Source organism: Lacibacter sp., from assembly GCF_035299325.1.
Lineage (GTDB): Bacteria > Bacteroidota > Bacteroidia > Chitinophagales > Chitinophagaceae > Lacibacter.
In genome coordinates, this window is the sequence record NZ_DATGWT010000026.1 from 59,539 (window position 1) to 72,779 (window position 13,241).

Annotated in this window: 5 protein-coding genes; all 5 read right to left on the bottom strand. The window is 41.1% G+C overall.

The window, feature by feature from the left end; genetic code table 11:
• Positions 1–79: 79 nt before the first annotated feature.
• Positions 80–2,821 (bottom strand): family 78 glycoside hydrolase catalytic domain, encoded by a 2,742-nt coding sequence (locus VK159_RS15455; protein ID WP_324231061.1) that lies wholly within the window; start codon positions 2,819–2,821, stop codon positions 80–82.
• Positions 2,822–2,828: 7 nt separating this feature from the next.
• Positions 2,829–6,245 carry a malectin domain-containing carbohydrate-binding protein gene (locus VK159_RS15460; protein ID WP_324231062.1) on the bottom strand — a complete coding sequence of 1,139 codons (3,417 nt, stop codon included), beginning with the start codon at positions 6,243–6,245 and terminating at the stop codon, positions 2,829–2,831.
• Positions 6,246–6,270: 25 nt separating this feature from the next.
• Positions 6,271–9,060 (bottom strand): glycosyl hydrolase family 95 catalytic domain-containing protein, encoded by a 2,790-nt coding sequence (locus VK159_RS15465; protein WP_324231063.1) that lies wholly within the window; start codon positions 9,058–9,060, stop codon positions 6,271–6,273.
• Positions 9,061–9,192: 132 nt separating this feature from the next.
• Positions 9,193–11,844, bottom strand: coding sequence for an alpha-d-galacturonidase (locus tag VK159_RS15470; RefSeq protein ID WP_324231064.1), 2,652 nt, complete (start codon positions 11,842–11,844; stop codon positions 9,193–9,195).
• Between the two features lies 1 nt (position 11,845).
• Positions 11,846–13,237 carry a pectate lyase gene (locus VK159_RS15475; RefSeq protein ID WP_324231065.1) on the bottom strand — a complete coding sequence of 464 codons (1,392 nt, stop codon included), beginning with the start codon at positions 13,235–13,237 and terminating at the stop codon, positions 11,846–11,848.
• Between the last annotated feature and the right edge of the window lie 4 nt (positions 13,238–13,241).

The following is a 13,241-nucleotide window of genomic DNA, read 5'->3' on the forward strand; positions in this document are numbered from 1 at the left end:
CGGAGCTGATTCCTCTATTGATTATTTTCTATTAACATTTAACCCCTACGGGGTTTTTCTATTGGCATAACAGGCTGTTCTAATTACTTACTACACTAAACTCATATTTGCCTGAACCAACTTTCATCACTGCTTTTCCTTTCTCATAAACAACCGTTGTTTTCTTTCCATTCTGTAAAACTATTTGACCATTCTTTGCAGGAAGATAAACAACGGCAGTACTGTTGGCAGGTATTTCCACCCGCAAGTTAAATGATGAAGTTGTTTTTACCCATTCACTTTTAATCAAACCATACGGCGATTGAAAACTTGCTTTGACATTGGTCACATCACCCACTACTTCAGGTTTGATCACAATTTCTTTGTATGCGATAGAACTTTCTGCTTGCTGAATACCTGCGAGCCCGGCATAAAACCATTCCATCAAATGCCCCAGCATAAAATGATTGTTTGATACTGATTCATACGCCTGCCAGCTTTCGGTAAGTGCAGTTGCTCCATGTTTGAGCTGATAGCCGTAGCCTGGCACATCATCCCGGTAATTCATATCAAAGATCACATCACTGCGACCAGCCTGCTGCAACGCTTGTAATACGTAACGGTAACCGATATCGCCGGCGGTTAATGCATTGTTCCTGCTTCTTATTTCACGGATTAACGCATCCACAACAGCCTGCCGATTTTTTTCTTCCACCAAACCCATGTACAAGGCCATGGCATTGGCAGTTTGACTGGAAGAATCGTATTGCTGTTTGATGGGATCAAAAAATGTTTGATTGAAAGCTGTTTTTACATCTGCTGCCAATTGCTCATAAAATTTCACATCTTCATTCTTCTTCAGCATCGTTGCAATTTTGATCATGATGTTGAGATCATAATAAAATGTGGCCGTTGCTGTTATACCCATCTTCGTCATTTGTGCAAAGCCTGATTTGTTCGGACCAATATCAAACCAATCGCCCAACCCATGCGACAGAATATTATTTTTCGCTTTGCCTTTTAAATACAGCACATACGCCTTCATCATGTCGTACGACTGCAGCAAGGTTTCTTTATCGCCATACCATTGATAATTATACCAGGAATAAATAATGGCTGCACTTCCCCACTCCGGCGATTCATCAAACGGCGGCGTAAACACAGTAAACTCTGGAGCGATCTCCGGAATTTTTCCATTGGCATATTGCGCATTCTTCATGTCGTTGATCACTTTCTTATTCAATGCGGCTACATCATACTTGTAATGAACAGAAGTGCCCACCAAATGTGTTTCTTCGAGCCAGCCAAGTTTCTCCCGGTGCGGACAATCGGTGAACACACTCACCATATTGCTTTTAATAGCCCAGTCGATTAATGTATGTGTGCGGTTAAACAGGTCGTTTGAACAACTGAATGAACCAACCGTTGCAGCAGCATTGCGGATATGCAATCCTTCCAGTTTGATTACTTGCGGAAGTGATTGATTCGTTTCTTTCGCTTTGCAATGCACTTCCACATAACGAAAACCAGTATATGTAAACAAAGGATGCCAGCTTTCCTCACCATCCCCCTTTAAAATGTATGTAAAGAAAGACGGACTGCCGGTTGCTTTTTGATTGGCAGTACCATCTGCATTAATCAATTCGCCACAGATCAATTTCACGGTATCGCCTTTGTTTCCTTTTACTGTAATCGAAGGAACACCGGAAAAATTTTGTCCAAGATCATACAACGTAACACCCGATTTTAATTCCCGTTTTGTTTGTGTAGGTAATTGCTGCATCACTTTCACGGGCTCATTCATTTGCGATTCAAGCAAAGCCGGACCTTGGGTAACGATTGCCTGTTTCCACTTCGCATCATGAAAACCCGGTTCGTTCCATCCTTGCTGAAAAAGATTCGCATCATAATCTTCACCACCGAAGATGCTTGAATAAATAATGGGCGACTGATCAGTCTTCCAGCTTTCATCACTGATGATCTGCTGTGTAGTTCCATCCATAAACTCGATCAATGTTTTTGCAATGAGCTTGGGATAACCATAAGCACCCGTCATCTTGCGGTAACGTTCCGAAGGAATATAATAAAAACCATTGCCGAGCATTACACCAATTGCATTCTTTCCCTGTTGTATATTCTTTGTTACATCAAAAGTTACATATTGTGCATGTTTGCTGTAGTTGGTCCAGCCTGGTGCAAGAAAATGATCACCAATCTTTTTGCCGTTGATACTTACTTCAAAATGACCAAGACCGCAGATGAACACTGTTGCCTGTTTGATCTTTTTTACAACTGCAAATTCTTTACGCAGCACAGGCAGAATATCTTTGCGTGGTCCCCATGCTTTTTTTCCACTCAGATGCACATGCGGAGCAATAATAGCAGTATCGTTGATCTCGTCATAACCGATCCATTTCGCATTGCTCCAGTCTTTTGTTTGCAGTAAACCCATTTGCCAATATGCTGCTACGCTCCATGTTGATGTATTTCCCTTATTATCCCACACCTGTACTTTCCAGTAATATTTTTTAGCGGATAGCAATTCCTTGCCGGAATAAGCAACTTGTATTGAAGCTGAAGATTTGATTTGCTTTGAATCCCAAACATTACCTATATTCTTTTTCAATAGCGCTTCTTCATCGGCAACCAGAATACGGTAAGCAGTTTGTAATACATTTTGCTGAGTTGATTGCAACTGCCAGCTGAGTTTGGGTTGCGTTACATCAACCCCTAATGGATTGTTGCGGCTTTCGCAACGAAGATGGGTAACAGCTAATTGCTGAGCGTGCACAAAAATTGTACAAAGTAAAAAACAAGCATTAATGAGAATCGTTTTCTTCATCGTTCATCTATTGTATTTCAATACCTGAAATGGCCAGTTCAGTCCCGTTTTCCGCTACCAGTTTCACCACATAATTTCCTGCATTGATCTGCGAACCCGTATTCACCGTAAACTGGTTCCATTTGCCTACCCGTGTAAATGTAAACTGAACAGCCTCTTCCATCATCCTGTTGCCACCTGCGTCAAACAACTGCAATTTCGCTTTTAAGGTTTGCTCTTTGGGGTAATAATATTTTACAGTGATGGAATAAATATCGCCTACACCCGTTTGTACCGGCCATTGAATGGTTGCTTCAGTATTTGATTGAATGACGGTACACCATCTTCCGTTGACAGAATCTTTTGTTACTCCTTCGCCAACGACTGCAACATTTGTACGATACGGAGTAATAGATTTTAAGTCATAAGCAGGTTGCATTTTGTTTACGGGGAGAATAAATATTAATGGATTACCAAACAATCGAACCTCACTACCCTTAAATAAACGGCTTCGATATATGTTGTAGACTTCACCAGAATTTTCATCGGTAATAATTTCTGTCTTTGTAAACTCTCCGTTTGGAATAGGGCCTTCGCTTTTCTTCGCAGCAAAAAACAAATCCACAGTATCTAACACTTTAAATTTTAGTAGCCCAGAAGAAGAACGATCTTTGAATTGAATCCAATCTGCTCCAAATAAGTTTGATGGCAGTGAGTTGAAACGAATATTCGCATCTGCATAAACTTTATCACCGATATCCAACCAGCTTTGCTCTTTGCAATTGCTGCAGGAAAGATTGCTGATAAGCGAAGACGCTGCTGCGTGTTTAATACCCATCTTTGCTGAAGCAATGGCAATTGCTGAAATAACTGCCTGCCCCGATTTACTTTCCGGAAATGAGATGATCATCTTTCCACCGCTGATCTTTGCTTTCACAGTTTTCTTCAGCGCTGTGCTCGTACCTGCTTCACTCCAAATATCTAAATCATCAATGATAGTTTTCCCACTGATCGCTACATCAAACAAACGCATAGCTTTTGCATTAATGCCGTCCCCGATTCCTAACCATGGTTCAGTAAAATACAGTTCTACTAAATACTCGCCATCAGGCAATGGAAACTCATACATGAGTTTATCTTTCCCATAACGGAAAGTTTGAAACAGCTTCCAGTCTTTTGTATGCTTTATCGGCGAAAAGCTTCTGCGTTGACTTGCAAAATTGATCGGCACCTCCGGAAATTCTTTCGTCCATGATGTAGCGAAACCTTTATCAGCAAGCCATGCGTTCCCATTTTCATCTTTATACTCAGCTCCACCACAATTGATGCGATAGATATAGTTATACCCTACTAATGGCTTAGTCAACGCTTTTGTATTTGCATAGAGCTGTTGAAAGTTGGGCGACTGCGGCAAATGGTGCAACACAATCGTATCTCTTGCAACTGCTTTACCCTTTACATAACCAACAGCGTACAACACATTGTATTGAATGTTGACATTGTCCCACTGAAAATGTGTACCAATGCCATTCTTCTTTCGTTTGCCTAATGATGAACCATTGATATCATTGAACAATTCCACTTCATCACAATTGCTGTATACATAAATACTATCCTTGATGCCGGACTTCATCCACCGGTTCGGCCAGGTATGCGAAACAATATAAACCATCGGTTCTTTGTTCTTATCCGCATAATTGCTGCGGAACATATAATAAGCATCCGTTGGTTCTTCCCACGGTGTAAGCAATCCTTTATAATTCACAGGACCAATGCGGTCGAGCTCACGCAAACCTTCACCACCCTGTACACGACCGGGATTATCATGCGATGTGAGCAACCAGAAGAATTGTCCTGCACTGCTGTCTTTCACCGATTCTGCCAAATGCACTTTCTGTTCCATCAACTGCACCATGCGATCTTCACTTAATACTCCGTTCTGTACAAAACCACCTTCGGTGTGCAAGTCAATCGTACGCCATGCACCGTATTCACCAATCAACACTTGTTTCTTTACATCATCACCATACGTTGCAGGATTACCACCATATGTACCCGTCCAGTTTTGCGGCACATTCCAATCAGTTCCTGCGCCACCGTTACAGGTTGTTACCAAACGCTGCGTTGATGCAGTTGGATCAAGTGAACGAATCAACTCAGTACATTCTTTGGCAAAATCTTCCGGCAGTTTACTTTCATTCTGTAATCCCCACAATACAATCGACGGACTATTGCGTCGTTCGATTACCCATTCTTTCAACAGTTGTTTGAAGTTCGTTCTGAATTCAGGCGAATCATACCAGACATGTGCACTCAATTGTGTCCACCATAAAATTCCTTTCTCATCGCACAACTGTCCGTATAATAAATGATGCGGTTGATGACCATCACGAAAAGCATTAAAGCCTGCTGACTGTATCCATTTGAAACGGGAAACAATTTGCTCCATACTGAATGCATGACTTTGCCCCAGCAAATGTTCATATTCCGCAATACCGTTGATAAAAACAGGTTTGCCGTTTAAGAAAAATTGATTGGTTGGGTTTTTCCAGTTGATGGTGCGAAAACCAAATTCTGTTACAACTTGATCAAGAACAACATTATTTTCTTTAATGACTGAAACGATTTTGTAGAGGTAAGGATTATCGACAGACCAAAGGTTGATGGCTGATGTCGGATTTATGATGTCTGATTTTTGTTCAACAACAGCTTCCCTCTCCACTCTTAAAACTTGCTCTGCTATTTTGCTTACTTCTTTACCACTTGCGTCTATCAATCTGTGTTCAACAACAACAATTCGTTTTTTCTGGGAATAGTTTTTAAGAGTAGTAGTAATATTTAACTGAATCTTATCTGCTGAAATATCAGCCCAGGCATGCATACCAAACGGTTCAATGCGTACATCATTCGTAACGATTAAATGCACAGGTCGAAAAATACCCATCGGCTGCGAACCTTCGGAGAAACCACGTTCATCACTGCAGCCACCGCAAACCCAGGGCAGGTTTTGAATATTTGATGGATGATAAGCCCTTACTGCCAGTTGATTTACTGTTCCATCTGTTTTAATCACATCGGTTACATCCAATGTAAACGTTGTTCTCCCACCAATGTGCTCACCCACTTTCTTATTGTTGAGATAAACGGTAGCGTACGATCCTACGCCTTCAAAAAACAAAAAGAAACGTTTGCCTGTTGTTGTTTGTTTTGTTATAAATGTTTTGCGATACCATGAATCGCCATGACGGTTACCATGCAACAATCTTCTGTAACCTTCGTATTGATCCCAGTTATGAGGAATGTTTACTTTCTTCCAATTGTTGGTAATTGTTGCTTGATAAGTATTTACAGGAAGTACTTGATCATTTGATGTAGCAATGGTAAGCCAGTTATTGTTGAGCGAAATATCCTGTCGCTGAGAAAAAGAACTCAAAGACATGACCATCAACAACACCGCATAGATTAACCTTCTATAATTGCTTAAGCGCTCCATCAAAATTATAAACTGTATTTGCTTTTGTTTTTACGTTAATGATCTTTCCATTATAGCGAAGAAGCAAATCATTTCCTGTTTTTGATCGCACAGCCAGTTTCATCAACTTACCTGCACTCCATTTCATATCCATTACAAAACCGCCTCGCACACAAATACCTTTTACTTCACCATCAGCAAATGCAGCAGGTAATGCAGGCAACAGGTCAACATACTTTGTATGACTTTGCACCAGCATTTCACCAATACCGGCAGCACCACCAAAATTTCCATCGATCTGGAATGGCGGATGTGCATCAAACAAATTCGGGTAACTGCCTGCGCCACCTTTCACCGGACTTAGCAACATCTTCACCATTGTGAATGCATGTTCGCCATCTTTGAAACGTGCCCAGCAGTTGATCTTCCAACCCAAACTCCATCCAGTTGCTTCATCACCACGAAAAAGCAAGGATTGTTTTGCAGCATTCATCATCGCAGGTGATTCATCGTAATTAATTTCACTACCGGGATACATGCCCCACAAATGCGAAATATGACGATGCTTGTTGTTTGGATCATCTTTATCCTGCATCCATTCCTGCAACTGGCCATGTTTACCGATCATGTTCGGTGCTATCTGTTTGTATTTTTCTTTTAATGTTGCACGCAACGCTGCATCTACATTTAAAATTTCACTTGCTTCAATTACATGTTGCAGTAATTCACGGATGATCTGGTGATCCATTGTTGGACCAGCCACCAACCCACCCTGTTCCGGTGAGTTAGATGGTGTGCTGATTAAATATCCTGTTACCGGATCTTTTACGAGAACAGTGTTAAAGAACAATGCTGCTTCTTTCATGATCGGATAAGCTTTGTTCTTCAAAAAGTTTTTATCCTGTGTAAATAGATAACGTTCCCACAAATGCTGACATAACCATGCACCACCTGTTTGCCATATACCATGATTCGCCGCATTGATCGGCGCTGTACCTCTCCACAGATCAGTGTTGTGATGCAACACCCAACCCGGTGCATTGTAATGATCCTTCGCTGTTTGCTTACCAGTAACTGCCAACTCACCGATCATATCAAACAAGGGTTCATGCATGGGCGACAAGTTCAGCAACTCAGCAGGCCAGTAATTCATTTCTGCATTAATATTCGTCGTGTACTTACTTCCCCATGGCGGATTCGTAAGATCGTTCCAGATACCTTGCAGATTCGCTGGTCTTGTACCCGGACGTGAAGATGAGATCAATAAATATCTTCCGTATTGTGTGTATAATGCAGCAAACGATGGATCATCTCCATTTGCAAAATTGCTTAAACGTTCATCGGTTGGCAACGAAGCCTTTTTACTAGCGCCGATCACAATCGAGAATTTATTGAACCATTTTTTATATTCCGCTATATGTGCAGCTTTGATCTGTTGATAGGTTTTCCCTGTAACAGATGCCAATGCATTCAAGCATGGCAGTTTCGGATCAGCCGTAATGTCATTGTAGTTCTTATAGTTTGTTCCTGCAGTAAGATAAATGGTTGCTTCATCAGCATTTGCAACGGTCAGTTGTCCATTCTCAATCTTAACCGTTCCTGCTTTTGCAACAACACGCAAATAAGTTTCGCCACGCAATGCACCTGTTCTTACTTTCACCGACAGCACAAGATCATTCTTGACTTTTGTAACTGTATAGTTTTTATGCGGACTGCTTAACTCAGCTATAAAACTGATGCTTGCTTTTTGAGATGCGGTGAGATGAATAACAATTACCTGGTTTGGCTGACTCACAAAATATTCTCTTGTATAATTTATACCTTTTGATCTATACAACGTGGTAGCAATTGCATTGGCAATATCCAGTTCTCTTCTGTAATTGGTTGCACTGCTTGCATTGCTGAATTTTAAATTGAGATCACCAAATGGCTGGTACGATGCCTGGTACACACCTACTGGTGGCGGATTATCATTCTCTACAAAATAGTTCCATTGACCATTCAATGAAATTTTTGCTTCTTCATTATTTACCGGGTAAACACCAATATGCTTTACCGTATCCTTATAACCATAAATGCCACCCTTGTCAGAAAAGTTAAGTACTAAAATGGCAATGGTATTTTTTCCTCTATGCAGAATATTTTTTGAAACAGTATACTTTCTTCCCTCGGTGTTTTGTTGCGTGCCTACCAACTGTCCATTCACATAAGTATAATCCCAATCACGAATACGATTGAAATCAAAAACCATGTCTTCTTCTTTCCAATCATCCGGCAACACAAAACTTTTTCGCAACCACACTGCACCATCCAGTCCTTCATGGCCCACTGTTTCCCAACCATCCCAATGCGGAACGGTCATTGTTTTCCACTGGCTATCGTCGAAATTTGCTGCAGCATATTTTTTTTCGGTCGTTGCTTTCGAAATCCAACCGCTACGTTCACCATCATAACTTTTCAAACCCATGAACTCTTTCTCTGCCAACGCTTCTGCTTCTTTCTGTTTCCCAGCAAACAAAAGTTGACGAATGCTGTCTAAATATTTAAATGCCCCCGGCCTGCTATAAGCTCTTGGCTCACCTGTCCACAGTGTTTCTTCATTAAACTGGATACGATCATTTTCAATACCGCCAAACAACATGGCGCCAATTCGACCGTTACCAACCGGTAATGCCTCTGTCCATTTAACCGCAGGTTGTTTGTACCACAGTTTTAAATCCTGTGCATATACAAATACATTACACGTAAAGAGTAATGCAAAAACGAAAAGTATTTTTTTGTAAGTCATCATTTAAATTTCTATTATGCCTGTGTTGTGTCACTCACTTCTATTACAACAATTCTAATCATCATGTTTTCTCACAGATTTGATGGATTATCACATAACGAATTTGTGCACATCCGTGTAATCTGTGAGCAACTATTCAAACAACCAATCAATATTTTTATTCTTCGCATCAGTCATCAGCATGGCATCGTATACCGGAATGATCTGTGCCCCATCAACAAAGCCCAGCATCAGGCAAACTCCTTTTGGCAATTTTAATGTGTGTGATCCTGCTTTAAAAGAATAGCTGTGAACATTCACCGGAGGCATCCCTTCAATGGCAATGGCGTTCGAAATTTTTATTTCTGCCTGTCCGTAATCATCGGCACTGGCATTGGTTTCAAGTTCAGGCGCTTTTGCAAACACTGTATCGGTGGTGAAGGCAGCACGTTGTGTTTTGAAATAACCCACTAATACTTTCACTGGTTTATCTGTATAAAAATTGATCTCCGTTGGCTGATGTAATTGCTGTCGAAAAGAAAGTTGTACAGCATTCAATCCTTTCAACTCAGGAGCCAGTTGTTTAATGCGGAAGGTAGTATCACGAAAGATCACGGCGCCTTCATTCAAAACAACAGGCACATGATTCAACTTTGCATCCACCTGTTGAAACGGTTTTCGTTCCTGTGCTTTTGCGTTTGAATTCCTCTTCAGCGAATCAATTTTATACTTGAATGTTTTTAATTCCGTTTCAAATACGGGCACCATTTCCGTCCAATGTTTAAAAGTGGCGTCAACTCCCCGCATGGGTATTTTCCGTTGTGAAGTCTGCATACTGTTGGCATAGAGATAAGAACCCGCCGTTAAAGCAGCCAATTCTTTATAATCCGTTACACTTTTCTCCAGCATGGGTACCGCCAATTCAAGATCAGATACATTGCCGCTGTATTTGTATTTCAGCAATTGCACTGCAGCATTTACTTTGTTGCTGAAATGATCGGCCATTGCTTTGTAACAATACATATCATTCACAATACGACTGAACTCATCTTTATTCTTCGTCACTCTTCTTGATACTTCCATAATAGCGGTTACAGCATTGTTACCATGTATAACAACTTCTTTTGCAACCTGTGGTGGTGTTTCACCAATATGCTTGATCCCTTTCTGTTGTTTATCTGCATAATCTAAAATCATTTCTCCTTCGGGAGCTTCTGCATCATACAACAACGTAAACAAACCATAACGGAATGGATTGATGAGTTGTGTCATCAGCATACCTAACGTCAATGTTTGCCTGTTTCCATCTGTTATTCCAAAACGACGTAAGAGTTTCGGAGCAATCTCTCCGCTTTCTTCATACGCTGTTAAGATTCTTCTTCCATCTGCTTCGCTGCACCCGAATTTTGCTGCGAATTGTTTACTCCAGTAAACGATCTCTTCTTCACGGTTGCGTTTTGCTTTCCATGCATAACGGCTCCATGCACTGTACCAGATCCAATCACGTTCAATTTGTAACAAACGCTTGCCCTTTACACTGTCTGCACTGTAAGGCCAATCCCAATAGGACGCCTGCGGATATAAATGCAAACCATTACCACCCATTACTTCGTGCATACCAATTACACTCTGCTGTATAAAATCGGGGGAACCATAACGGAAGGGTTCGAGGTTGGCAAGAATGTGTACGTTTTCAATCTGCACACTGCCGAGTTTGCTTAATGTCTGATGTAATTCAGCCCAGCTTCCTCTGGGCCGTGCATAGGTCAATGCTTCACCGTTGAACTTTGCTTCGGTGTATAAATTTTTATAGAATGGTAGTGATGCACGCATCACTGCCGGTGCGTCGGTATCATGTGCACGCAACACAATCGGCGGCTCTTCTGTTTTGTTCAATGCTTTCAATCCATCTTTCACACCCGGAATAATGGTTTGCGTGAACCATTCAATATCATCCTTACCTACTCCTTCCATTGCTTCACCCAAACAAACCATTAAACCAACGTTGGGATATTTTTCTACAAATGCAGCAATAGATTTTCTTGTATAATCAGCAATCAACGGAATGATCGGTCGTTCACGTTCCTGTGTTTTGATCTTGTGATGTTCGGCGAATGGTTTTGAGACGATGATATTGTAAAACATCTGGATCACCCAGATGCCACGCTTGTCGGCTTCTGTTGTTAAGAAGCGATAGATCTCTTCATTCTTTTTAAATGTTGCCTCGTCTACTTCCACCGCATACGGATAATCTTTCAGCTTCACCAATGATGCAAACGGATGACCATTCCAGAGGTACAGTGAGTTCATGCGATTGGCCACCATCGAATCGAGGTACTGTATCCATAATTTTTTATCGTAGAACCAGGGAAAGGTTTCGGGTGTGTAAGGATATTCATACACATTTCTGCCGGGGAGGTAATAAGGTTTCTGTACACCGATGCATGCACCACGTAACACCATTTCAGGTGCATCACTGAACGAATACGTAACAGGAAATTTCTTTGTTGCTTTTAAATGATCTGCAAACGCCAGACAACCATACAAAACGCCTGTTGCATCATTTCCAGTAATATAGGTATTGCTATTTTTTGTTTCAATTGTAAAACCTTCCTTTTTTTCATTAGGCTCTAACGTAAGCAGAATGGAATGTTTATTTTTATCCAGCTTAAGTTCTCTAATTACATTTCGTAATTTTTCAATTGCAAAAATTGTCCTTGCTGAAGGAGCCTTACTTTTAATTTTAACCTGTGCTGATACAACTGAACAGATTACTAATGATATTACAAAGAAAATCTGCTTCATATTATTTCACTTCCACTAATTCGTTTAAATAAATTTCCAGCACGGTATAACCGCTTGCGTCCACTTTGTTGCGGTCGCTTGCATCGTTTGGATTCAATCCCTTTTTAGTTTCCCATGCATCAGGCATTCCATCATTGTCTGTATCAACAGGTGCAGGAGCAGATTTATATTTGGCCCAACCACCAACTGCAAGCGGACTATCAATAATTCCCGGCTTACCAAATACTCCCTTGCCGGTTGCTGTGCCTGTTCTTGTTTCGTTCACCACACGTTCATCCGTTGCATCACGTTTTGGAAAAATAGCGCCTGCATATTTCAACACCTTCTCGTATGATTCTTTTGCTGTTTCTACAGGTAATGCAATGCTTACAGGAAACGCTTTATCAGCAATTGCGCCTGAAGGATAACTTTGTGCCTGCAGGTCAACACCGTTTTTATTATTTTTGGTCAATGCTTTATCGCCTTCCATGATATTGCCATCCACAAACCATTGTCCTGTTCCTTTGCTGTTCTCTTTTTGATAGGAAGTATTTACAAGTTTTAATTCGGATGAAGTTGCAGGACCGGGCTTGTAATAATTGTTCACAATGTTCACTTGGGAAACGCCACCTGCAATATTTACTTCGCCGCCATAAGCTGCATTGGCATTACCCCAGTTGTAAATAACATTGTTACGGTAATCAATCAAAGCAACCGTATCATGCGCTCTTGCCCCGTTGAAACGTACTGCACGGCTGTTGAGATGCGCCAATAAATTATGATGATAGCTTGCGTATTGTCCACCCCACACACCGCCGTATGAACGATGTCCTTTCTGATGACCTGCTTCGTACAAACCTTCGCTTACAATGCACCATTGCACCGTTGTATTTTTTGTATCGTACATCGCTGCACATTCTTCATTGGCCCAACTGAAACTGCAATGATCAATAATTACATCGTGACAGTTCTCCATATCAAATCCATACAATCCTGTTTTTAATGTACCCCCGGGGCGTGAACGGATATAACGGATAATGATATTACCATGATTTCCTTTTGAAGAAGCACCATTTAAAATGAGTGAATGATTTTTTAAACAGATGCCATCGCCGGGAGCTGTTTGTCCGGCAATAGTTAAGTTGGAACGTTTTATTTGGATCTTCGATTGTAATTCGATGATACCTGATACACGAAAGATCACCGTTAACGGTTCGCCGGGAAATTGTTCCAATGCCCAACGGAAGCTTCCTTCGCCACTATCATTGAGATTGGTTACTGCAACTACTTTTCCTCCTCTTCCACCTGTTGCATATTTGCCGAAACCTTCTGCACCGGGAAATGCTATTTGTTGGGCAATTAAATATTGACTGAAAAATAAGAATACTACTGCTATCACTGTTTGTTTCTTCATCACG